At 43.7% G+C, this 24,885-nt stretch carries 22 protein-coding genes; 16 read left to right on the top strand and 6 right to left on the bottom strand.

Annotation, left to right across the window (positions count from 1 at the left end; translation table 11 throughout):
* Positions 1-9 precede the first annotated feature (9 nt).
* The 8 genes from BQ7394_RS16350 to BQ7394_RS16315 all read left to right on the top strand — a co-directional run bounded on the left by BQ7394_RS16350 (position 10) and on the right by BQ7394_RS16315 (position 8,436).
* Positions 10-1,641, top strand: a complete 1,632-nt coding sequence (locus tag BQ7394_RS16350) for a RagB/SusD family nutrient uptake outer membrane protein (protein ID WP_075558402.1) — start codon at positions 10-12, stop codon at positions 1,639-1,641.
* A 22-nt stretch (positions 1,642-1,663) separates the two neighbouring features.
* Complete coding sequence (locus BQ7394_RS16345) at positions 1,664-2,830, top strand: SusF/SusE family carbohydrate-binding protein (protein ID WP_075558401.1); 1,167 nt, start codon at positions 1,664-1,666, stop codon at positions 2,828-2,830.
* A 273-nt stretch (positions 2,831-3,103) separates the two neighbouring features.
* On the top strand, positions 3,104-4,033 hold the full coding sequence (locus tag BQ7394_RS16340; RefSeq protein WP_075558400.1) for a DUF5106 domain-containing protein: 930 nt from the start codon (positions 3,104-3,106) through the stop codon (positions 4,031-4,033).
* A gap of 23 nt (positions 4,034-4,056) precedes the next feature.
* Positions 4,057-4,842, top strand: a complete 786-nt coding sequence (locus tag BQ7394_RS16335; protein ID WP_075560078.1) for a M48 family metallopeptidase — start codon at positions 4,057-4,059, stop codon at positions 4,840-4,842.
* A 282-nt stretch (positions 4,843-5,124) separates the two neighbouring features.
* Positions 5,125-5,760, top strand: a complete 636-nt coding sequence (locus BQ7394_RS16330; protein ID WP_075558399.1) for a bifunctional nuclease family protein — start codon at positions 5,125-5,127, stop codon at positions 5,758-5,760.
* The gene (locus BQ7394_RS16325) at positions 5,757-7,073 is read left to right on the top strand and encodes a NupC/NupG family nucleoside CNT transporter (protein ID WP_075558398.1); all 1,317 of its coding nucleotides are present in this window, start codon (positions 5,757-5,759) and stop codon (positions 7,071-7,073) included. The genes BQ7394_RS16330 and BQ7394_RS16325 overlap by 4 nt, the downstream gene beginning before the upstream one ends.
* Positions 7,074-7,107: 34 nt before the next feature.
* Entirely contained in the window at positions 7,108-7,806 is a 699-nt protein-coding gene (locus tag BQ7394_RS16320) for a 16S rRNA (uracil(1498)-N(3))-methyltransferase (protein WP_075558397.1), read from the top strand.
* A 48-nt stretch (positions 7,807-7,854) separates the two neighbouring features.
* A complete protein-coding gene (locus BQ7394_RS16315) occupies positions 7,855-8,436 on the top strand; it encodes a sugar O-acetyltransferase (RefSeq protein ID WP_075558396.1) in 582 nt (193 codons plus the stop codon).
* An 80-nt stretch (positions 8,437-8,516) separates the two neighbouring features.
* Here BQ7394_RS16315 and guaA (BQ7394_RS16310) read toward each other — a convergent pair whose 3' ends face one another.
* Together guaA (BQ7394_RS16310) and guaA (BQ7394_RS16305) are read right to left on the bottom strand one after the other, a co-directional pair.
* A complete protein-coding gene (guaA, locus tag BQ7394_RS16310; protein WP_075558395.1) occupies positions 8,517-9,824 on the bottom strand; it encodes a glutamine-hydrolyzing GMP synthase in 1,308 nt (435 codons plus the stop codon).
* 50 nt (positions 9,825-9,874) lie between these two features.
* Positions 9,875-11,395 carry a glutamine-hydrolyzing GMP synthase gene (gene guaA / locus BQ7394_RS16305; protein ID WP_075558394.1) on the bottom strand — a complete coding sequence of 507 codons (1,521 nt, stop codon included), beginning with the start codon at positions 11,393-11,395 and terminating at the stop codon, positions 9,875-9,877.
* A 194-nt stretch (positions 11,396-11,589) separates the two neighbouring features.
* On the opposite strand from guaA (BQ7394_RS16305), the gene BQ7394_RS16300 reads away from it, so the two are divergent.
* From BQ7394_RS16300 to BQ7394_RS16270, 7 genes are all read left to right on the top strand, one after another.
* Complete coding sequence (locus tag BQ7394_RS16300; RefSeq protein ID WP_075558393.1) at positions 11,590-12,495, top strand: hypothetical protein; 906 nt, start codon at positions 11,590-11,592, stop codon at positions 12,493-12,495.
* A gap of 2 nt (positions 12,496-12,497) precedes the next feature.
* A complete protein-coding gene (locus BQ7394_RS16295) occupies positions 12,498-13,091 on the top strand; it encodes a Crp/Fnr family transcriptional regulator (RefSeq protein WP_075558392.1) in 594 nt (197 codons plus the stop codon).
* A 190-nt stretch (positions 13,092-13,281) separates the two neighbouring features.
* Positions 13,282-14,673, top strand: coding sequence for a TolC family protein (locus BQ7394_RS16290; RefSeq protein ID WP_075558391.1), 1,392 nt, complete (start codon positions 13,282-13,284; stop codon positions 14,671-14,673).
* A gap of 21 nt (positions 14,674-14,694) precedes the next feature.
* Positions 14,695-15,708: an HlyD family secretion protein gene (locus BQ7394_RS16285; protein WP_075558390.1), complete on the top strand. Its 1,014-nt coding sequence runs from the start codon at positions 14,695-14,697 to the stop codon at positions 15,706-15,708.
* Entirely contained in the window at positions 15,705-16,883 is a 1,179-nt protein-coding gene (locus BQ7394_RS16280; protein WP_075558389.1) for an ABC transporter permease, read from the top strand. The genes BQ7394_RS16285 and BQ7394_RS16280 overlap by 4 nt, the downstream gene beginning before the upstream one ends.
* Before the next feature lie 11 nt (positions 16,884-16,894).
* Positions 16,895-18,151 (top strand): ABC transporter permease, encoded by a 1,257-nt coding sequence (locus tag BQ7394_RS16275; RefSeq protein WP_075558388.1) that lies wholly within the window; start codon positions 16,895-16,897, stop codon positions 18,149-18,151.
* Positions 18,152-18,264: 113 nt separating this feature from the next.
* Positions 18,265-19,152, top strand: coding sequence for a sugar phosphate isomerase/epimerase family protein (locus BQ7394_RS16270; RefSeq protein ID WP_075558387.1), 888 nt, complete (start codon positions 18,265-18,267; stop codon positions 19,150-19,152).
* 88 nt (positions 19,153-19,240) lie between these two features.
* Here the strand turns inward: BQ7394_RS16270 and BQ7394_RS16265 are convergent, their stop codons facing one another.
* Entirely contained in the window at positions 19,241-19,975 is a 735-nt protein-coding gene (locus BQ7394_RS16265; RefSeq protein ID WP_075558386.1) for an inorganic diphosphatase, read from the bottom strand.
* Positions 19,976-20,094: 119 nt separating this feature from the next.
* On the opposite strand from BQ7394_RS16265, the gene BQ7394_RS16260 reads away from it, so the two are divergent.
* Complete coding sequence (locus tag BQ7394_RS16260) at positions 20,095-20,700, top strand: hypothetical protein (RefSeq protein ID WP_139317723.1); 606 nt, start codon at positions 20,095-20,097, stop codon at positions 20,698-20,700.
* Positions 20,701-20,794: 94 nt separating this feature from the next.
* Here BQ7394_RS16260 and BQ7394_RS16255 read toward each other — a convergent pair whose 3' ends face one another.
* Genes BQ7394_RS16255 through lysS form a run of 3 tightly spaced genes read right to left on the bottom strand, consistent with a single transcriptional unit; the run spans position 20,795 to position 24,875 of the window.
* The gene (locus BQ7394_RS16255; protein WP_075558384.1) at positions 20,795-22,138 is read right to left on the bottom strand and encodes a glucose-6-phosphate isomerase; all 1,344 of its coding nucleotides are present in this window, start codon (positions 22,136-22,138) and stop codon (positions 20,795-20,797) included.
* A gap of 2 nt (positions 22,139-22,140) precedes the next feature.
* Entirely contained in the window at positions 22,141-23,136 is a 996-nt protein-coding gene (locus BQ7394_RS16250) for an NAD(P)H-dependent glycerol-3-phosphate dehydrogenase (protein WP_075558383.1), read from the bottom strand.
* A gap of 8 nt (positions 23,137-23,144) precedes the next feature.
* Positions 23,145-24,875 carry a lysine--tRNA ligase gene (lysS, locus tag BQ7394_RS16245; RefSeq protein WP_075558382.1) on the bottom strand — a complete coding sequence of 577 codons (1,731 nt, stop codon included), beginning with the start codon at positions 24,873-24,875 and terminating at the stop codon, positions 23,145-23,147.
* Positions 24,876-24,885: the final 10 nt, after the last annotated feature.

Here is a 24,885-nt window from a genome sequence, read left to right as displayed (position 1 = left end):
GTATCGATCATGAAACTGAAAAAATATATATCGTTAGGCATTGCTTCTTTATGTTGCGTCTGGGCTACATCCTGTCTGGGGGATCTGGACCAGGAACCTATACTGGATAAATCCAGCCAGTCTATCCACAACGCAGCCGATTGTCAGGCGTTTCTGGCAAAAATCTATTCCGGCTTCGGCCTGTCGGGTAACTCGTCCGATCCGAATGTTGAACCCGATTTACAAGGAGGCGATCAGGGTTCGCTGGTATTTCTCCGCGGATTGCTTTCTTTGCAGTTGTTCCCTTCCGATGAGGCGATCTGGAACTGGGCGGATGAAGGTATCGTTGAATTATGCCAGCTCAACTGGGATTATACTTTGCCGTACGCCTATTCTTTCTATCAGCGTGCTATGTTGAATGTCCGTTATTGTAAGGAATTCCTGGATGTTTACTCTGATGAAAGTAATATCCCTGATGTTCAGAAATATCGTGACCAGGTACGCGGTCTGCGTGCCATGAACTATTATTACCTGATAGACCTTTACCGTAATCCGGGTCTTGTATGGGACGATAGTCCAACGGACGATAAATCTTGGAAGCCGTCACAAATAGGAGCACAGGCCCTTTTTGATAAGATCGTTGCCGAACTGGTCGATCTTTCTGAGAACGGAAACCTGGACGAAACACCTTCTATGGTAACTTACGGGCGTGTAACCAAACCTGTCATTAACACGCTTCTGGCCAAGATGTATCTGAATGCGGAAGTCTACGTCGGCACACCGATGTATGATAAAGCAGCTGTCTATGCCAAAAAAGTGATCGATGCCGGCTTCGGTCTGGAAGATAATTATGCTAACCTGTTCTGTGGCGAAAACCATCTGACCGGTACGCATAAGAACGAAATCATTTACGCCATTCCCTTTGACAACGTCAATGCAAAAAGCTTCGGTAGTACAATTATGTTGACTGCTGCTGCTTATGGAGGCGATATGGATCAAACGTGGTTTGGTATGTCTTCTTCCTGGACTTGCCTGAAGCCGACACAGCAGATGATCGAATTCTTCAGTGGAAGCCCGGAGGCCGGTACGGATAGCCATGGTAGTTTGGTAAAGAAAGATAAACGGTATGCTTTTTATGACGGTGCTGGAACACGCACGCCTGAATCGAAAATGCAGGACTGGAACTCAGGCTATCTATGTTATAAATTCACCAACCTGGGCTGGGACGGTGCACCGGTAACGCCGACTCCCGATCCGAACACCGATTTCCCATTGTTCCGTTTAGCAGATATCTATCTGATTTATGCAGAATGTGCAGCCCGCAATGCCGCCGGCACCAATAAGGCACAAGCTGTTGAATACGTAAACTTGCTTCGCGAACGGGCTAATGGAGATAAGAGTGCCAATATCACAGCATCCGATCTCACGCTCGACTTTATCCTCGACGAACGTGCCCGCGAATTATACTGGGAAGGCCAACGCCGTTCAGACCTGGTTCGTTTTGGTAAGTTCACGAAAGATTATGCCTGGGCTTATAAAGGGGGTACACTGGAAGGTGTGGCCAATATCGACAGTCGTTTCAATATCTATCCGATCAGCGACCGCGACCTGACAGCCAATCCGAATCTGGTTCAGAACCCTGGTTATGAATCATTGAAGTAAAAACATCTAAATCTGTAAACAAATGAAGAAACTTAATATATTTATTCTTCTCCTCTCCGGTTCATTATTATGGGCCGGTTGCGGAGACGACAGAGACGATAATCCGGTATTTCAGGAACCGACAGAGTTCAACCTGAACACTCCGGCCCAGGCTTCCGATGTGTATGACCTGAAGAATCTTTCAACTATCGAACTGACTTGTTCGCAACCCAACTACGGCTATGTGGCCTCCACAGCCTATAAGGTACAACTTTCTTTGGAAAACGCCTTCAAGGATGCCGACGAAACAGCGGGAACAAAAGCCAATTACGTCACTCTGTCCACCACTTACATCCTACCGGACCTGAAAGTGGATGCAATGGAGTTTGCTATGGCTTTATTGGACTTGTGGAAAGTATCGAACGGGAGTACCGAATTGCCGGAAACACCGATGCCGGTCTATATTCGTTTGAACGCTGCTTTGTCGAACAATGGAATGGGACAGATTGTTTCCAACGTAATCGAACTGCCGAAGGTCTTGGGGTATAACGTAGAGCCTCCCGTATCTTTACCCGCTCAGATGTTTCTGGTAGGTGATTTTGCGTCCGGAAGTAGCTGGGGTAAATGGGTAGAAATGATTCCGGTAACGGATACTCCGGGGAAATTCTGGTCCGTACAGTATTTCGGAGGAAATAATGTGATGAAGTTCAATGCCCAACCCACTTGGGACGGTAACCAGGTCGCTTATGCGGAAGGTCTTGTTCCTGACGCATCAGCCTCCTATGCTGGTGTATCCGGTGTGGATGATGGCAGTGGCGGACAGAATATCGGTGTGAAGAATGCCGGCTGGTATATCATGGTTGTTACTTCTGCTCTGGATGGAAAAGCTTTGAGTTATACCCTCGAATTCCTTTCTCCCGATATCTATCTGACCGGCGATCCTTCTGGCGGCTGGGATACATTTGATGAGGCACGTAAGTTTACCGTTCCGAACGGAGAAGGTGAGTTTGTTTCACCGGCATTTGTGGCTTCCGGTGCCTTGCGTATGTGTATCAAGTTGACGTCGACCGATTGGTGGCGCTCCGAGTTTACCATTCTGAACAATAAGATTGAATATCGGAAAAACGGAGGAGATCAGGAAGCTGTCAACGTCTCTGCCGGCCAGAAGGCTTACCTTAACTTCCTGGATGGCACAGGACGTATCAAGTAGTTTTCCCGTAATTTATCTGTCAGATTTTAATTTCTGGCTTACGATTTCATTCTTCGGTTATTTATTATTTGCCTGTCGACAATTGTGAGCAAGCCTGTTGATAATTATGAACAAGCTTGCCGACAATTGTCGACAGGCTTGTTTATGATTATCGGCAGCCAGGTTTGTCGGGAGCGTTTGTTGCTTTGTTCGTATGTTTTTTAAGAAATGGATGTGATATTTCTCTCTTATCTTCGATAATATTATATCTTTGTGCCATAAAAACGTAATACTATGATAGTCAGAGTGCTTTGTTTGCTGGCATTCTCGTTGATTTTAAACTCATGTCACGGTCAGCAAACAACAAAAACAGAAAATACGGATACAACACCGCGAACGTTTGAAATGGTATCTGTCCCCAGTATGATAACAGATCCGGGAGAACGTGCTAAGTATTTAGTCGAACATTATTGGGATAAGTTTGATTTTACGGATACAGCTTATGTGCACCTGCCGGAGATAACGGAGCAGGCTGTTTCCAATTATATCGACCTGATGAAATATGTAACTCCGGAGGTTGCTTCATCTTCTATTAAAAGTATGATGCATAAAGCGGAAACTGATAGTACCGTCTTTGCTTATATGGCCGACCTGTATGAAAAATATCTGTACGATCCTAATTCCCCGATGCGTGATGAATCTTTATATATTAATGTATTGGAATCGATCCTGTCAGCCTCTGTTTTTGATGACGCGAATAAGATCCGTCCGGCCCATTTACTGGACCTGGCCTTGAAGAACAGGGTAGGAGAAGCGGCAACGGATTTCACTTATACACTTGCCGATGGTAAAACAGGTACATTATATAATGTAAAAGCCCCTTATCTTTTATTGTTCTTCTATAATCCGGATTGTCATGCCTGCAAAGAAATAACCGGACAGATACAGAACTCTCCGTTGATAGAGAAGTTGCAAAAGGATAAGACCTTGAAGATACTGGCAGTTTATCCCGACGAAGACCTGGAAGCCTGGAAAAAGCATATACCGGATGTGCCGGCAAGCTGGATAAACTCCTATGACGAATCTGTCTCTTTAAAGAACGATGAAATATATGATCTGAAAGCCATACCCACACTTTATTTATTGGATAAGGAAAAGAAGGTCATTTTGAAAGATGTCACATTTAACCAGCTGGAAGAATTTTTACAAATACAAACGAACTAAGTATGTACATTAACAAATTGAGTATGAGAACAACGTTATTATCTTTAGCTTTTCTGGCGGGTGTCAGCTTAACAGCATCCGCACAGTTAAAAATCGGAGGGAAAACCATTAACACCAAGAAAGTTGTAAGTGCAGCAACCGATGTCGCTAAGGCGGTTACTTTGAGTGATGCGGATATTGCAACTATGAGTCGCGAGTATATCGAGTGGATGGATACCCACAATGAAGTGGCAGGTCCTGATACCGAAATGGGACAGCGTCTGGAAAGACTGACAAAAGATATAAAGGTGGATGGACTGAACTTGAACTTTAAAGTATATAATGTAATTGACGTAAATGCATTTGCTTGTGGCGACGGAAGTGTACGTGTTTGTGGTGGTTTGATGGAGATTATGGACGACAATGAAGTGATGGCTGTTATTGGCCATGAAATCGGTCATGTACTTCACTCCGATTCGAAAGATGCGATGAAGAATGCCTATTTGACTTCGGCAGCCAAGAATGCGGCAGGGGCAACCAGCGATGTTGTTGCTAAGTTGTCTGATTCTCAGCTAGGCGATCTGGCTACCGCTTTGGCCGGTGCCCAGTATTCGCAAAAGCAGGAGAATGAAGCAGATGATTATGGCTTTGAGTTCAGTGTGGCAAATGGATATGATCCGTATAGTATGCATGACTCGTTGGCTAAACTGTTGAAATTGAGTGAAGAAGCTCCAAAGTCTTCAAAGTTTCGCCAGCTCTTTTCCAGCCATCCGGAAACGGAGAAACGAGTTCAACGAATGAAAGAAAAAGCAGATAATCATACAAAATAACATCTATATTATGTTAGTATCCTTTAAACAAGGGGTTATTTTACTGAAATATTGCTAAAAAAGAACCTTTTTGTGCTGGAAAACTATGCTGAATAACATAAAGTGCTTATATTTGCATTGTGTTTTTCATGGTATTAGATTTAAGGTTAGCAATGAAGATTGGTTGTCCGTGACGGATGACCTTTTCTTTTTTTATATACCTTACTCAATCATTTTCAGCCTTTCCCACTTTTAATTCCGAAATAATATTACTTTTGTATAGTTACTATAAATTTATATGGTGTGGATACAAAAATAAAATTACGGGTTCAGGGGCTGACCAATAGTCAGATCCAGTCGGGTGCGTATGCATTGATACTGGCTGAGGAAGACGGGGCTCGTCGTATACCTATTATAGTAGGAACATCAGAGGCACAATCTATTGCTATTGCATTGGAACATATTACGCCTCCCAGACCTCTTACTCACGACTTGTTTGTAACTTTTGCGCAGGCTTTCGGCATTCAGTTACGTGAAGTTTTTATTTATAAGTTTGAAGACGGGGTATTCTATTCCGAATTATTATTCGATGACGGAATTACCCAGGTGCGTCTTGACTCGCGAACTTCGGATGCGATAGCCATCGCTTTACGTGTAAAATGCGATATTTATACAACCGACCAGATCGTTACCGAATGCGGTGTCGTATTGGAAGAAGTATCTTCTATGAGTGATAAAGATGATGATGAATATTCTTTATTAGACAAGGAGCCGGAAGATATCGAAGACGAGGAAGAGTTGAAGAAATGGCTTTCTCTTCTGGATGAAGAAGAGTTGACCGAACGGCTGGACGAAGCTGTCTCTGATGAGAATTACGAATATGCGAAGATGTATAAAGACGAGATCCGTCGGCGTGAAGAGGAGGACGAAACAGAATGATAGAACAACAGAGTGGGATTAGCCTTGAATCGCTTTTGCGTGGAATATTGGGTATTATAACGGTTCTGGCTGTCGCATACGCCCTGAGTTATAACCGTAAACGGATCGACTGGAAACTGATTGGCGGTGGGCTTCTCATGCAGTTAATTTTTGCTTTGGCTATTCTTAATTTACCCTTTGTAGGAACAGCTCTTGAGTTTGTCGGGAAGGCATTCATTAAACTGATGGATTTTACTCAGGCTGGGGTCGGTTTCCTACTTGGCCCGTATGCTACGAAAAGTAATGGCTTTATATTCCTGATCCACTCTTTGCCGGTTGTTATTTTCTTCTCGGCTTTAGTCTCTTTGTTTTATCATTGGGGGATTATCCAGCGTGTGGTAGGAGCTTTTTCCTGGCTACTGCGGAAGTTTATGAATATTTCAGGAGCTGAAGGTCTTGTGACTTCCGGTAATATATTTATGGGTATGACCGAGTCACCGGTATTGATTAAGAATTATCTGCCGGCTATGAACCGTTCTGAGATATTCCTGGTAATGGTTTCGGGAATGGGTACTATTGCCGGAACAGTAATGGCCACTTATATAGGTATGCTTTCCGGTGGTGATCCGGTAGCGAGAGTTCTGTTCGCCAAGCATTTGATATCTGCTTCTTTAATGGCTGCTCCCGGGTCGATCGTCCTGGCTAAAATGCTCTGTCCGCAAACAGAAGTTGCAGCCGATCATGCTGCCAGCCTGGAGAAGAAAAGTGCTCATCCGACGGCCTTGGATGCATTAGCGGCCGGGACTTCGACGGGTATCCGTTTGATGGTAAATATTGCTGCTATGTTGTTGGTATTTATTGCGTTGGTTGCTTTGGCAAACTATTTGTTGGAAGGATTGATCGGGCGATATACCGGCTTGAACGACTGGATTGTTTCGGTAACAGACGGAAAAGTACATGGATTGACATTCCAGTTTATACTAGGCGTGATCCTTGCCCCGTTCATGTGGCTGATAGGGATTCCTTCTCCTGATATTATGTTGGTTGGGTCGTTATTGGGACAAAAGACGATACTGAATGAGTTTGTCGCTTATTTTCAGTTGCAGGAATGGAAAGATGCCGGTATGTTTATGTACCAGAAATCCATATTGATGTCTACTTATATTTTATGTGGTTTTGCCAATATCTCTTCCATCGGGATTTTACTGGGCGGAATGGGTGTGTTGGCTCCGGAGAAGAAAGAAATGATTACCCGTTTCGGTTTTCCGGCCATGATAGCAGGAGCTTTAGTTTCTGTTCTATCGGCAACCATCATTGGTATGATACTTGGGTAATTGATAATTGAAAGTTGAAAATTGATAATTTGAGATGCAGATATTTTATACTCCGGATATAGCTGTAAATCCGGAATTACCGGAAGAGGAAGCAGGGCATTGCATCCGTGTACTTCGCCTGACTGAGGGCGATGAAATTTTACTGACTGATGGTAAAGGCTCTTTTTATAAAGCGGCTATCAGCCGTGCTCATCATAAACATTGTGAGGTATCTATCCTGGAAAGCAGGAAACAGCCGGCTTTGTGGAATTTCCGTCTTCATATAGCAGTTGCTCCTACAAAGAATATGGACCGGATGGAGTGGTTTGCTGAAAAGGCAACAGAAATAGGTATTGATTTCATAACTTGTCTGAACTGTCGTTTCTCGGAACGCCGGGAAATAAAACCGGCCCGTCTGGAAAAGATACTGGTCAGTGCTATGAAACAATCGCAGAAAGCGACCTTGCCTCAATTGGCTGGAATGACAGACTTCAAAGCATTTGTAAGCCAGCCGTTTGATGGCCGTAAGTTTATTGCCCACTGTGAGGATGGGGATAAAACATTACTGAAACATACGTATCATCCGGGTGAGAATGCTTTAGTACTTATTGGTCCTGAAGGGGATTTCAGTCCTGAAGAAATAGAACTGGCCTTACAACAGGGATTTGAACCTATCTCATTAGGTGAGAGCCGACTGCGTACGGAGACGGCTGCATTGGTCGCTTGTCATACGATACATGTACTGAATCAGTGAGTTTTAAAAGATTTCTATCAAAGTTGATAACCACTAATAAAAACGAATATGACCGAAAAAGAAAAATGCCATCTGGGGCTATTGTATGATGCTAATTATGATAGAGAATTGCTACTGGATCGTGAGAAGGCAAAAGAATTACTTTATGATTATAATCGTTTGCGCCCTTCACAACAGGAAGAAAAAACACAGTTGTTGAAATCTTTTCTGGGTAAGACCGGCGAGAATCTGATTATCGAACCTCCTTTTGCCTGCGATTATGGATATAATATAGAGGTAGGAGAGAACTTCTATGCCAATGTAAACCTGGTAATACTGGATGGTGCCAAGGTCTGTATCGGTGCAAATGCATTTATTGCGCCTAATGTCGGTATCTATACAGCCGGTCATCCTTTGGATGCCGAACAGCGAAATCGTGGGTTGGAATATGCTCGCCCTGTTACTATCGGCAATAATGTATGGATAGGTGCAGGCGTATGTATTCTTCCGGGTGTAACTATTGGCGACAATACAGTGATCGGTGCCAGCAGTGTAGTCACAAAAGATATACCATCGAATGTATTGGCAGTTGGTAACCCTTGCCGGGTAATAAAAGAAATAGAACAGACAGAAACAGCTTTTGATAAATGAGATTAAAAAATAATAAAAAGAAAACCCCGGTATCACGCTATCCTGATACCGGGGTTTATATTTTTAGTCAGATATATCTGTTATTCCCATTCAATAGTTGCATTGGGTTTCGGAGACATATCGTAGCAAACGCGGTTTACGTTTTTGACTTCTTTCAGGATACGATCTGTAATCTTCATCAGGATAGGCCAGTCTACCGGTTCGATGGTGGCAGTCATGGCATCAACTGTGTTGACGGCACGGATGATAACAGGCCAGTCGAAAGAACGGGCATTGTCCCTTACACCGACTGATTTGAAATCAGGTACGACAGTAAAATATTGCCATACTTTCTTATCCAGTCCGGCTTTCTGGAATTCTTCGCGCAGAATAGCATCGGCTTCACGAACAGCTTCCAGTCTGTCGCGGGTGATAGCTCCCAGACAACGTACACCCAAACCGGGGCCAGGGAACGGCTGGCGGAAAACCATTTCATAAGGTAAACCGAGCTCCAAGCCACAAGCACGAACTTCGTCTTTGAATAATTGGCGTAAAGGCTCTACCAGTTCGAATTGTAAATCTTCAGGCAGACCACCTACATTGTGGTGAGATTTTACCATCTTGGCTGTCTTTGTTCCGCTTTCTACGATATCCGGATAAATAGTACCTTGAGCCAGGTAATCTATGCCGTCCAGTTTACGGGCCTCTTCTTCGAATACACGAATGAATTCACTACCGATGATTTTACGTTTTTCTTCGGGATCAGCAACACCAGCCAATTTATCCAGGAAACGATCGGTTACGTCTTTATAGATCAGGTTGGCTTTCAGCTGGTTTTTGAATACTTCGACCACATCTTCCGACTCACCTTTACGCATCAAACCATGGTTTACATGAACGCAAACCAATTTGTCGCCAATCGCTTTCAAAAGTAATGCAGCAACAACCGAACTGTCGACACCTCCCGACAGAGCCAGTAAGACTTTCTTGTTTCCAACCTGACGTCTGATAAGTTCGATCTGGTCGTTGACGAAGTTTGTCATGTTCCAGTTTGTTTCAGCTTTGCAGGTATCGAAAACGAATGATTTGACAGCTTCTTTAATAGCTTCAACGTCATTGGTGAATTCAGCGAGTTTTACTTCACATTGTGCCTTATCATGGCCGGCTGCCATAACAGGGAAACCTGCAGTATAGATGGCCGGATCCACATCGATGGCAACACCGTCGATTACATGGTTAGGACCACCGTTGATGATGATACCTTTTACATTTGGCAATGCTTTCAATTCCGCAACGGTAATATCGTGTGGATAAATTTCACTGTATACACCCAATGCACGGATTGCTCTTGCCAATACCGTATTTTCATGACTTCCCAAGTCTAAAATAACGATCATATCCTGTTTCATCGTATTCCTCCTAAAATTATTAAGTTAATTAGATTATCCTTCTTGTATTCTTATTCCCACTCGATTGTTGCAGGCGGTTTGGAACTGATATCGTACACGACGCGGTTCACCCCTTTTACCTTATTGATGATCTCGTTGGATACTTTTGCCAGGAATTCGTAAGGCAATTGTGCCCAGTCGGCAGTCATTGCATCGGTCGAAGTTACGGCACGTAAGGCGACCGTATTTTCGTAGGTACGCTCATCACCCATAACACCGACAGACTGGATCGGAAGCAGGATCACCCCGGCTTGCCAGATTTTGTCATACAATCCCCATTCGCGCATTAGCGACATATAGATCTCGTCTGCATCCTGCAGGATACGAACTTTTTCCGGTGTAATATCGCCTAAGATGCGGATACCCAGACCCGGACCCGGGAACGGATGACGTTTGATCAGATGAGGCTGCATTCCCATTTCCATACCGACGCGGCGAACCTCGTCTTTGAAAAGAAGGCGAAGCGGTTCAACCAGCTTCAATTTCATGGTATCGGGAAGACCTCCTACGTTATGGTGACTTTTAATTACTGTACCGGTGATAGACAGAGACTCGATCACATCCGGATAGATAGTTCCTTGTCCCAGCCATTTGATATCTTTCAGTTTGTGCGCTTCCTGGTCGAATACATCGATAAAGCCTTTACCGATAATCTTACGTTTCTGTTCCGGATCGGAAACACCGGCCAGTTCACTGTAGAATTTATCTTTTGCATTTACCCCGATCACATTCAGCCCCAGATGTTCGTAATCTTTCATTACGTTTTCGAATTCATTCTTACGAAGCAATCCGTGGTCTACAAAGATACAGGTAAGATTTTTGCCGATAGCTTTGTTCAGAAGAACAGCTGTAACAGAAGAATCGACACCTCCCGATAACGCCAGGATCACTTTATCGTCACCCAGTTGCTCTTTTAGTTCGGCAACAGTCGATTCGATGAATGAAGCAGGAGTCCAGTCTTTGGCACATCCGCAAATATTCAGGAAATTATCGAGTAATTTTGTTCCGTCGGTGGAGTGGAATACTTCCGGATGGAACTGTACACCCCAGGTTTGCTCGCCTTCAACATGATATGCAGCCGCCTTTACATCATCTGTGCTGGCGATTACTTTAAAGTTGTCAGGAAGCAGGGTTATTGTATCGCCATGCGACATCCAAATCTGAGAACCTGTGTTGATCCCTTTCAATAGTGGATCTTCGTTGTTAACGTACGACAGGTTGGCACGTCCATATTCCCGTGAGTTTGCAGATTCGACATTACCACCAGATGTGTAAGCCAGATACTGTGCCCCGTAGCAAATGCCGAGTACCGGATATTTTCCGCGAATTTCGCTTAGATCAGCTTTGAAAGCATCGGCGTCGTAAACAGAATACGGGCTACCGGAAAGGATCACTCCTTTTACGTCGGTTGCGTCATGCGGAAATTTGTTGTAGGGGATAATCTCGCAATACATGTTCAACTCTCTGACCCTGCGGCCAATCAATTGAGTTGTTTGCGAGCCGAAATCAAGAATAATAAGTTTCTCGTGCATGCAGTGTTATTATTTAATTGAGTGGGGCAAAGGTAGTAATTTTATTTCTAAAATATTGTAACGCATCTCCCATATCTGACTATGCAAATGTTGAATGATATCCCTCTTTCTTAAAAAGTGTATAAATAGGGCGGATGTGTTTTAATACATCCGATTAAACATTACCTTTGTACGTTCATTTTATCAGGAACCGTATGGATACAGAAAAGAAAGAAACAAAGGAAATAAATAAGCTCTCATTATTAATCATGGCGATCATCGTGTTATTACTGATTATCGGTGGTGCCGGGTATTATATTTATCAGCAGAAACAGCAGATGACTGACCTGGTCCAGGCTTATGATTTGGATAAGGAATCGCTTGAAGATGAGTTTAATGAGTTGTCGATGCAATATGAGGGATATCAATTTAAGGTAGGGAATGATTCGCTGATGAACCTTTTGTCTACCGAGCAGGCTAAGGTGCAACGTTTGATGGAAGAATTGCGTACCGTAAAGGCTACCAATACCAAAGAAATCGCCCGTTTGAAGAAAGAGCTCGAAACGCTTCGTAAGATCATGCGTAACTATGTCGCTCAGATCGATTCATTGAATAGAGAAAATGAACAGCTGAAAGTTGAAAAGAAAGAAGTCGTTCAAAAATACCAGCGTGCAACTTCCCAGGCTGCCACATTAAAGAAAGAAAAGGAAAAATTATCGGAACGTGTTACGCTTGCCAGCCGTTTGGATGCGACAGGTATAACGGTGACTCCGGTCAATTCCCGTGGAAAGTTGGCTAAGAAAATCAAAAAAATGGAACGTTTCGTCGTAGACTTCCGTATCGCAAAGAATATCACTGCTCCTGTCGGAGAAAAGACCGTATATGTACGAATTCTGAAACCGGATGACGATGTGCTTGTAAAGAGCCGTGCAGATGTTTTCCCCTTCGAAGGAAAAGATATTAACTATTCGATGAAAAAACTGATCGAGTACGATGGAGAAGAATATCCGGTTACGATGTATTGGGATATCGAGGAATTCCTTTCTCCTGGATCTTATCGCGTGGATATATTCATTGATGGAAATATGATCGGAAAGAGAAACTTCGTTCTGGAAGATTAATAATGGAGACAGATAACTACTTTGCGAAACTTTTAGCGGATCTCCCGGAATCCCTGGCACGCGATGAAGTTTTTGTAAATGAATTGAAGAATATCTCACAGGTGGTATCTGTCGACAAAGGGGATTATTTGCTCCGTACAGGTGAACTATGCCAGGATGCCTATTTTATCAATAAAGGCTTATTCATTAATTTATATGTAAGTGAAAAGGGGGATGAGTATGTAACAGGTTTCTCTTCTGATTATTTATATCCTTTTCTGTCTGCCATCGGGTATTTTACGCAGGCACCATCCGAATTTGAAATCAAAGCGTTGGAATCGGGCGAACTGCTCCGGTTTTCACGTGTACATATAGAAGAACTATCTTTACGTTATCCGTTATTTGCGTCCTATTATCAGAATGCGATGCTTACTATCATATCGAAACTTTATTCTATGTTTGCTATCCGGCAGTCGTGTACCGCCGAGGAATTCATCAAATATCTTTATAATCACTACATGTGGATCATGCAGCGTGTCCCCGACAAATATATTGCTCAATATATGGGAATCAGCAATGCATGGTATTGCAAGCTGAAAAAGCGCATCTTTAATTGAATTAATTCAATTTTATATTTAAAGCAAACCAGTACTTTTGCATCGATAAATCGTACATTTGTCTGAGAACGATGAATGTATATCTGTTTAGGTGTAAACAATCGGTGATAACCTGTTGTTTTTTATTTAGGAATAAGGGTGATAAATTGTTTTATAATATAAAATCTCCGGATGAAAAAACAATAAAAAGATGAAACGGATTATCGTATTAGTAGGGTTATTGGTCTGGTCTGGTTATGCAAGTTCCCAACAGACACTGACATTGGAAGAATGCCGGAATCTGGCTATCCAGAATAATAAGGAGTTACAGATCTCCGGGCAAAAAGTGAAAGCCGCCGACGAAGAGCGGAAGGCTGCCTTTACCAAATACTTTCCACAACTTTCAGCTATGGGAGGATATATGTGGAATCAGAAAGATATCAATTTGTTGGATATGGATGCTTTGAGTGCTAAGCTCGGTTCGGCTTTGGGACCGATCGCTCAACTGCCTGTGTTTGGACAATTAATGGGAGGTGTCGATGAGATGCAGCATTTGGATGTTCAGAACATCTGGGTAGGCGGTGTTTCATTAGTTCAGCCTGTTTTTATGGGAGGAAAGATCGTCTCTTACAATCAAATTACCAAATATGCCCGTGAGCTGGCAGAGTCTATGAATGACCTGCAGTTGCAGGAAGTCATTTATAAGACTGACGAGACTTACTGGCAGGTCATTTCGCTTGTCAACAAGAAAAAGCTGGCTGACGCTTATGTCAATCTATTACGAAAAATGGATAGTGATGTGACGGCCATGATTTCGGAAGGTGTAGCTACACAAGCCGACGGTCTGTCGGTTAAGGTGAAACTGAATGAAGCGGAAATGGCGCAGACTAAAGTCGATAACGGGTTGGCCCTTTCGCGTATGCTTCTTGCCCAGATATGCGGACTTCCCCTAGATGATCCGATGGCTTTGGCCGATGAGAATATTGAGGATTTTCCTGTAAAATCAAATGAGATTTCAGCCAATGTCAATGAAGCGTTCGCTAACCGTGATGAATTGCGAAGCCTGGAACTGGCTGCCAGAATCTACCAGAAAAAAGAACGCATCGTGTTGGCTGATATGTTGCCTAATGTAGCCCTGTCTGCCAATTACCTGGTGACTAATCCTAATGCATTCAATGGTTTTAAAAACGAGTTTGCCGGAATGTTCAATGTAGGAGTGATGGTCAAAGTCCCGTTGTCCGGCTGGTGGGAAGGTACTCATAAGAGGAATGCCGCCCGTGCGGAAACACGTATCCAAAAACTTCAGTTGATGGAAGCACGTGAGAAAGTAGAGTTACAAGTGAACCAGTCTGTGTATAAGGTGAATGAAGCGAACAAGAAGTACATCGCTTCATCGCGTAATATGGAAAATGCAGAAGAAAATCTTCGTCATGCCAACCTGGGCTTTGAAGAAGGCGTAATTCCTGCATTGAACCTGATGGAAGCACAAACCGCTTGGGTATCCGCGCGTTCCAGCCTGATAGATGCTCAGATAGAAATGAAACTAACGGAAGTTTACCTGACCAAGGCGATGGGAAAACTGTCTGTCAATGAACAGAAGTAATAACAATAAAAATATACAGAGATGAACGAGAATAAAAAGTTTTCGATCAGCAACATGATGTTGGCATTTATCACGGTATTAGTCGTGATCGGATTAGTCGCACTGACCGGTTTCTTTCTGCTGACTCCTCCCGATGATATTATAATGGGGCAAGCCGAAGCAAACCAGGTTCGGATTTCAGGAAAAGTACCCGGACGTGTAGAATCTTATCGTTTCGATGAAGGAGATCGGGTAAAAGCCGGTGATACACTGGTCTATCTGAATACTCCGGAAGTTTTAGCTAAGTTGCAACAGGCGGAAGGTGCCCGGAAGGCTGCTGAAGCACAAAGTGCCAAGGCGATTAAAGGAGCTCGTGTACAGGAAATAGCCGGAGCTTATGAAATGTGGCAGAAGGCACAGGCCGGTCTTGAAATAGCAAAGAAGTCGTATACCCGCGTTCAGAACTTATATGAGAAAGGGGTAATGTCAGCCCAGAAAAGAGATGAGGCGGAAGCTAATTATAAAGCGATGGTCGCTACCGAGAAAGCTGCGAAGTCGCAATACGATATGGCGATGGATGGTGCCCGCTCGGAAGATAAAGCGGCTGCAGCAGCATTGGTGCAACAGGCGGGTGGCGCAGTTGCCGAAGTGGAATCGTATTTAAAAGAGTCGGCTTTGATCTCACCGATCGATGGAGAAGTTTCCGAACGTTTTCCGCAGATAGGAGAGCTGGTAGGGACCGGAGCACCGATTATGAATATCACTGATTTGAATGATATGTGGGTTACTTTCAGTGTTCGCGAAGATTTACTGAAAGATATCAAGATCGGTTCCGAATTGAATGCCTTTATTCCGGCACTCGACAATAAGCCGGTTAAATTAAAAGTCTATTATTTAAAGGATATGGGATCGTATGCAGCCTGGAAAGCGACTAAAACGACCGGTCAGTTTGATTCGAAAACGTTCGAAGTACGTGCCCGTCCGCAGGAAAAGATTGCCGACCTGCGTCCTGGAATGTCCGTTGTAATGAAGAAAAAAGGGAACGAAATATTATGACATTGAAGCAGGGTTTACATAGTATCTGGAAGGTTGCGAAGCGGGAGGTACAGCGGTTGACATCGAAGCCGATCTACTTCTTCTGCATGCTGATCGCTCCGGCTCTCTGTGTCATCTTCTTCCTGTCGTTGATGAAAGACGGACTGCCGACCAACCTGCCCATTGCAGTGGTCGATATGGACGGCTCGGCCACTTCCCGCAATCTGATCCGCCAGCTCGATGCTTTTGCACAGACGGAAGTTGTCTATAAGACCGCTTCTTTTGACGAGGCACGCCGGGAAATGCAAAAAGGAAATGTGTACGGGATTTTCTATATACCCAAAGACTTTTCTGTTGAGGCAACAACGGGTAAGCAGCCTACGCTCTCATTCTATACGAATGCAACCTATCTGATTGCAGCATCACTACTTTTCAGGGATATGAAGACGATGTCCGTACTGGCCGGTGCATCGGTCGGATTACAGACCGGGTTGGCTAAAGGGCTTACCACCGACCAGATCATGGCACAATTGCAGCCGATCGTGATCGACTCGCATGTCATCGGTAATCCCTGGCTGAACTATTCGGTTTATCTGAATAATACGGTTTTGCCCGGTGTATTGCAGCTGATGATCTTTCTGGTTACCGTTTTCAGTATTGGGACGGAGATCAAGTATTCAACTTCACGGCAATGGTTGCAGACCGGAGGAAACTCATTGACTGTAAGTTTGCTAGGTAAGTTGCTGCCGCAGACGGTGATATTTATCGTGGTGGCCATGATGTGTTGTGCCGCTCTGTATGGTTTCAACTCCTTCCCGCTAAACAGCGGTTGGATGCCTATGATATCGGCAATGATTCTGCTGGTATTGGCTTCACAGGCTGTCGGTGTGTTTATGATCGGAGTTTTGCCTACCTTGCGTCTGGGGTTGAGTTTTGCCAGCTTATTCGGTATGATTGCGTTTTCTATTGTCGGTTTTTCTTTTCCTGTCCTGGGGATGGACCCGACTTTGCAGGCGCTGAGTAACTTGTTCCCGCTTCGTCACTATTTCCTGATTTATGTCGATCAGGCGTTGAACGGAAGGGATTTATTCTATACATGGACTGAATATGTCTGGTTGGCAGGTTTCCTGATCTTACCTTTCCTGATCGGAAGGAATTTGAAGAAGGCTCTGTTGTATTTTAAGTATATTCCGTAAATCAGAAAGTAATGAAAAGAGAACATCGTTTACGATATATAATAAGGGAGGGAATACAAGATACCTTTTTTATCTGGAAAGACGAACTGAAGAATGTATTCAAAGATTCGGGCGTTATGATCTTCTTCTTCCTGGTTCCGTTTATCTATCCTCTTCTATATGCTTTCATATATAATAACGAGGTAGTGCACGAAGCCAAAATGGTGGTAGTCGACCAGTCTGATACCTATCTGAGCCGTGAATATATCCGGAAGGTCGATGCTACTGCCGATGTAAAGGTGGTTGCGGTCTGTACGGATATGGAAGAGGCAAAACGAATGATGGATGAAAAGAAAGCCTATGGTATTCTGTATTTCCCCAGTGAGTTCAGTAAAGACATCCATAGAGGAAAGCAGGCTACTGTTTCATTGTATTGCGATATGAGCGCATTGTTATTTTATAAGGCGTTCCTGTTGGCTACGACAGAAGTTTCGCTTGAGATCGGAAAGGAGATACGTGCGCAAAACCATCCTTCCTCGACAGAAGAACAGGAGAAAATAACGGTTAATCCAATTCCTTACGAATCGGTTGCCATCTTTAACTCGCAGAACGGTTTTGCCAGTTTTCTGGTGCCGGCTATTCTGATTTTGGTCATCCAGCAGACACTGATTCTGGGTATCGGTATGTTGGGAGGGACAGCCCGCGAGAAGAACCGCTTCCATAGTCTTGTTCCGGTCAGTCGTCATTTTAACGGAACATTGCGTATCGTATTGGGCAAGTCGTTTACCTATATATTGCTGTACGTTGTCGTTTGTATATGGGCGTTGGCAGTAGTGCCGAAGTTGTTTTCGCTACCCCAGGTCGGGGAACCGTGGACAGTGATGTTGTTTGTATTACCTTATCTGTTCGCTTGTATATTCCTGTCGATGACTTTGTCCGGGTTTATGACGAGCCGCGAATCTCCTATGCTCGTGTTTGTCTTTACTTCGGTAATCCTGTTGTTTATTTCCGGCGTATCCTGGCCGAAGGAAGCAATTCCGCCATTCTGGAAAGCGGTCGGTTATCTTTTCCCATCCACACCGGGAATACAAGGATTTATCCGGATCAATACGTCGGGAGCGACGTTGAGCGAAGTTGCTCATGAATACCGGACTCTTTGGGTGCAGGCTGGAATTTATTTCATAACAGCTTGTATGATTTACAGATACCAGATCATACGTAGCCGTGAATTGATAATAAAACAATACCGATATATGAAGATGCAACGGATGTTGCACCAGAAGGGGTAGTTTACTGACTACCCCTTTTCTTTTTGCTGATTTTAACGAAATAATGTTAGAATCCTTCAAATATAGTCTTACTTTTGTATAAATTCTCAATCAAACTTAATTAAATTAGTACTATGCAAAACAGACGTGACTTTTTAAAGCGGGCCTCTATGATGCTTGCCGGGGGTATAGTTGCACCTCAGTTATTATCTTCTTGTGCCGAAAAAAGGACGGCAGCCGAATCGTCCAAACATATCGGTTTACAGTTGTATTCTTTGAGAGACCTTGTAAAAGATGAAGGAATTCAGGCAGTATTGGAAGCAGCTTCTAAAATGGGATATACAAATCTGGAAACAGCGGGTTACGACAATGGTAAGATCTACGGTATGGCTCCTGCTGAATTCAAGAAAAGGTGTAATGACCTCGGTATGAAATGTACGAGTGCCCACCTGGGACAAGAGTTCACCAAAGAGAAAGAAGCAGAGGTAATGAGTTGGTGGGATCAGGCTATTGCCGCTCACAACGAGTTGGGTGTTAAATACATGGTTCAACCCTGGATGCCTGTAAACGATAAAACGACTCTTGACGACTTGAAGATGTATTGCGACTATTTCAATACGGTAGGTTATAAGACTGCTGCTGCCAGTATCGCATTCGGTTATCATAATCATGCTTTCGAATTCCGTAAGATAGGAGATCAGTTGATCTACGATTTCCTGTTGGATAACGTAAGTCCCAACCATGTATTCTTCCAGATGGACGTTTACTGGGTGAAAGAAGGTGGTGCCGATCCTGTGGCTTATCTGAAAGCACGCCCGAGACAGTTCAAGACTATCCATATTAAAGATGACATGGAAATCGGAGCAAGCGGAAAGATCGACTTCAAACCGATCTTCGATCAGATGAATGCCAACCGGGTAAAAGACTGGTATGTTGAAGTGGAAGAATACACAAACAACGATCCGGTTGAAAGTTGTCAGCAAAGTTTCGACTTCCTGAACAAAGCGGATTATGTGAAATAAACGTATTGAATAGATAGTTATTCGTTATAAAGGCGATGCTTGTCGGATTGTAAACCGATAAGCATCGTCTTTTCTTTTGATTAAAAGGTCAGATAGCCTTTATACACGCAATAATATTATTCCAGTCGTTAGCCAGGCTCGTCATATCCGGATATAATAAGTCGGCGCCTGCATCCAACAACACTTTGTCGGGGAGGGGGCCGGTGTTGACTGCAATAGTGAAGATACCGGCGGCAGTTCCTGCTTCGACACCCATAGGAGCATTCTCTACAACGAATGCTTCATTTGCTTTTACTCCGGCTTTTTCCAGTCCCATCAGGTAAGGTTCGGGATGAGGTTTACCGTACTTTACATCGAAAGCTGTAACCATTTTTTCGCGGGTAAAACAACCAGGATAAGTATGTTCCAGCTTATTGATCAGGCTGTGTTGCCCGGAACCGGTGACGACCAGTGTCTGTAATCCATGACTTTTAGCCTGCTTTAGTACTTCTCCGGCACCGGTCATTGCTTTACCGTCGTTGTATTTGTTGAAAAGCATTGCTTTTTCGTCGTATATCTCCTGTTTCTCTTTATCTGTTGCGTCACGCTGAAATGTGCGCTGGTATAACTCGTTGATGGTACTTTCTCCGGTACGGCCTTCAAACATATAGAAATCTTCTTTTACAGCCTGAAGTTGATGGTTCATTGCTGTTTCGTACCAGGCTCGGGCGTGGAAGCGCATTGAGTCGTAGAGTACACCATCCATATCGAAAAGTACAGCTTTGGGGGAAAGAGTATTCTGCTTATGTTTTAGCAGATAACGGTTGATAGCTTCTTGTATCATTATGTTCATATTCTTAATAATCTTTGCAAAGTTACGAAAATTCTTATACTTATTTCCTATCTTTGATGTGAACAACCTGTAAAGCCGGGTATGGTAATAACGATTAAAAACTGATGAGTATGAAGAATAGTTTACTAGTATTAGCAGTGATGCTGTTTGCTTTTAGCTTTCAAAGCAAGGCCCAGGATTGGACTGATATGCAGCATGAGGTTTCTTTGAGTTATGGTGGTCTTCCGGTAGCAGATTTACTGCACCATTATGAACGTTACTTCGATCCATCTGCCGAGTCGGTCGATTTATATGATGATAAAGGTAAGTTCGGAGCATTGAATATCAGTTATCTCTTTTATCCGGATGAAAACTGGGGTATCGGGTTGGTTTATTCTTATACGAATAGTGATAAGCGTATTATTGCCAATGACAAAATAATTGGCGATTTCATCAACTCGTACCATTCGATTTGTCCTTCTTTTAAATACAACTGGTATAATTATAACTTTGTTACGTTATACTCCCGGTTGAATGCCGGTGTCGCTATTGCTACGGCAAAAGCATCTTTTATCAATCAAGAGAATAAACCGGATGAAGATACCCGTATAAAAGCCTTCTTTATGTATCAGGTATCACCTATCGGGCTTGAGTTAGGAAGGCAGATTGCAGGTTTTGTAGAGGTCGGTTTCGGCCATATGGGAACGGCTATGGCTGGTATACGATATCGGATGTAATAAGGAAATATCTTTTAATCAATAATAAAAAAGCAGGTGAACCTGGTTAATACCGGATTCACCTGCTTTCTTTTATAATAGTTGAATATCCGATTTATAATTTTGCACGGATAGCTTCACTTTCTTTTTCATATCCAGGCTTGTTCAAAAGCGCGAACATGTTTTTCTTGTAAGCTTCAACACCCGGTTGGTCGAACGGATTAACTCCCAGCATATAACCGCTGATACCACAAGCTTTTTCAAAGAAGTAGAACAACTGACCGATGTAATAAGCATTTACTGCCGGCATCGTGATCTTGATGTTAGGAACGCCACCGTCAACGTGTGCCAGCTGAGTACCCAGTTCTGCCATCTTATTTACTTCGTCCACGCGTTTGCCTGCAAGGAAATTCAATCCGTCCAGGTTTGCTTCGTCGGTCGGAACGATCACTTTGTGTTCTGGCTCTTCTACAGATATTACTGTTTCGAAGATAATACGTTCACCTTCCTGTATCCATTGACCCATAGAGTGCAGATCAGTTGTCAGGTCGACAGAAGCCGGGAAAATACCTTTTCCGTCTTTGCCTTCACTTTCACCGTATAACTGTTTCCACCATTCGCCGATGTAATGAAGTTTCGGGTGGAAGTTGGCAAGGATTTCAATCTTCTTACCGCTCTTATATAATTCGTTGCGGGTTGCAGCGTAGATAGCTGACAGGTTTTCTTTGAAAGGAACTTCGATACCTGTTGCTTTTTCCAGGGAAACAGCACCGGAAACCAGATCGCGAATGCTGATACCTGCTACTGCGATAGGCAATAAACCAACCGGAGTCAGTACGGAGAAACGTCCGCCTACATTATCGGGGATGATAAATGTCTTGTAACCTTCCTGGTCAGCCAGTGTACGAAGGGCACCTCTCCTGGCATCGGTGATGGCAACGATACGGTGTTTAGCTTCCTCTTTACCTACGGCATCTTCCAATTGTTTTTTCAGCATACGGAATGCAAGGGCAGGTTCCGTAGTCGTACCTGATTTAGATATATTGATCAGACCGAATTGTTTATCTTTCAGTACTTCGCACAGTTCGTACAGATAGTCTTCACCGATATTTTGTCCGGCATATAAAACTACCGGGTTCTTACGGTCGGACTGTAACCAGTCGAAGCTGTTGTTCAGGGCTTCAACAACGGCCTTTGTTCCCAAGTAACTTCCTCCGATACCGATAGCTACGACAACTTCGCATTTGGAACGAAGCACATTAGCTGTATTTTCGATGTCAGTTAACTCTGCGTCTGTGATAGAAGAGGGAAGATGGAGCCAACCCAGAAAGTCGTTACCTGCTCCGTTTCCGTTATGTAAAGTGGCAATACATTCGTTTGCCTTAGCTTCCTGTGCGTACACCTGTTCCTTTGTAACAGCGCCCAGTGCTTTGTCGATGTTAAGACTGATGTTTTTCATACCTATTTAAATGTTTCTGTCAACTGCCGTATAACGGTAGTCGGCGATTTCTTTTCATATAATATATCGTATAAGGCATCCAGGATCGGCATGTTTACCTTATATTTCTCATTTATTTCATGAATACATTTTGTCCCGTAGTATCCTTCGGCTATCATTTCCATTTCAAGTTGGGCTATCTTGACAGAGTATCCTTTCCCGATCATAGTTCCGAAAGTACGGTTACGGCTGAAACGTGAATAAGCTGTCACCAGCAAGTCTCCGAGATAAACAGAGTCGGTAACATCCCGCTCCAGGCTATGTACCGAATTCAGGAAATTCCGCATCTCTTCGATTGCGTTACAGATGAAGACTGCCAAAAAGTTATCCCCGTATTTCATACCGTGACAGATACCGGCAACGATAGCATATACATTTTTGAGGACGGATGCATATTCTATACCTCTAACATCTTTGCAGCAGTAGTTGTTCAGATATGGATTCTGAAACACCGGAGCTACCGCCCGTGCATTTTCTATCTTGGAACAAGCCAGGGTGATATAGGAGAGGCGTTCGAGAGCAATCTCTTCTGCATGGCATGGACCACCGATCACTGCAATGTTTTCTTGCGGAACATTATAATATTCCGTAAAGTAATCTGCGATCAGCATGTTTTCATCCGGAACAATACCTTTGATGGCCGAAATGATAAACTTATCGGTCAAAGGAGTAGTCACCTTCATCAAATGCTGTTTCAGGAACGGAGAAGGTGTTGCGAAAATCAAGGTATCGGAATCCTCGATTGCGGCGTTGATGTCTGTATAAAAATTAATTTTATCCGTATCGAACTTGACGGCAGAGAGATAACTGGGGTTATGCCCTGTTTTTATAAAATCATCCACCTGGTCCTGACGGCGCATGTACCAGTTAATGCTATCCTGTGTAGAAAGTACAATCTTGGCTAAGGCAGTAGCCCAGCTACCGCCTCCCATTATTGCAATTTTTCCGGGTAAATTCATGGTATATATTATTTAGCCGCATTTGCAATCCACGCTTCAACCTCTTCGGCCGCAGGGTTTTGCAGTTCCAACTTATACTTCTTGTTCATTTCGCAAAGCTCCTGACGTAACTTGTTAGGATTTAACTCTTTCAGAGTATCGACGGTTATATATCCGGCTTTTTGTAAAGCAGGAACCCAAGCTTCGTCGATTCCTAATGCTACATATTTATCAGCAGTATCTTTCTTTACTGTTTTTTCCGGACGCATCTGCGGGAAGAATAAAACTTCCTGGATCGTCGTCTGTCCTGTCATCAACATCACCAAACGGTCGATACCGATACCGATACCGGATGTCGGAGGCATACCGAATTGCAGTGCGCGTAAGAAGTCTTGGTCGATGAACATCGCTTCGTCGTCTCCTTTTTCGCTCAACTTCAACTGATCTTTGAAACGTTCTTCCTGGTCGATTGGGTCGTTCAGCTCGCTATAAGCGTTTGCCAACTCTTTACCGTTCACCATCAATTCGAAACGTTCTGTTAGTCCCGGTTTGCTGCGATGCATTTTGGTCAATGGGCTCATTTCAACCGGATAGTCGATAATGAATGTCGGCTGGATAAATGTACCTTCGCAGAATTCTCCGAAGATTTCATCGATCAGTTTACCTTTACCCATTGTATCGTCGATCTCCATCTTCAATTCTTTACAAATTGCACGGATTTCATCTTCGCTCTTGCCTTCCAGGTCGTAACCGGTCTTTTCCTTGATGGCTTCCAGAATAGGCAGACGACGGAAAGGAGCCTTGAAGCTGATGGTCTTACCGTCGACTACGGTTTCGCATGTGCCGTTGACAGCCATACAGATCTTTTCCAGCAGTTGTTCCGTGAAACTCATCATCCAGTTGTAATCCTTATACTGCACATATAGTTCCACGCAGGTAAATTCCGGGTTGTGTGTCCGGTCCATACCTTCGTTACGGAAGTTTTTGCCGATTTCGTAAACCCCTTCGAAACCGCCGACGATCAGTCTTTTCAGATACAGTTCGGTTGCGATACGCAGATAGAGGTCGATATCTAATGAGTTATGATGCGTGATAAACGGACGTGCACTTGCACCACCGGCGATAGACTGAAGGATCGGAGTTTCTACTTCCGTATATCCGGCATCGTCGAGCACAGCGCGCATTGTTTTGATCACTTTTGCACGTTTCATGAAAATATCCTTTACGCCATCGTTTACGATCAGGTCGACATAACGCTGGCGATAGCGCAGTTCGGGATCGTTGAATCCGTCATAGGCAACACCGTCTTTGTATTTAACGACCGGCAGCGGTCTGAGTGATTTGGACAATACCGTTATCTCTTGTGCATGTACAGAGATTTCACCCATCTGTGTGCGGAATACAAAACCTTTGATTCCGACGATGTCTCCGATATCGAGCAACTTTTTGAAAACGACGTTATATAAATCTTTGTTTTCATCCGGACAAATATCATCACGGGAGATATACACCTGTATTCTGCCTTCAGAATCCTGCAGCTCCATGAAAGAAGCCTTACCCATGATACGGCGGCTCATGATGCGTCCGGCAATACTTACAGGACGAGGTTCGGCATCGTCTTTAAAGGATGCTTTTATTTCATTGGAAAATGCGTTTGTTACATACTCGGCAGCGGGATAAGGTTCTATCCCCATTTGGCGCAATTGCTCCATGCTATTGCGTCTTATGATTTCCTGTTCACTCAGTTCTAATAGATTCATTACGCTATTA

It is taken from the genome of Parabacteroides timonensis (assembly GCF_900128505.1).
Taxonomy (GTDB): Bacteria; Bacteroidota; Bacteroidia; order Bacteroidales; family Tannerellaceae; genus Parabacteroides; species Parabacteroides timonensis.
This window is presented reverse-complemented; position numbering and strand designations above follow the sequence as displayed.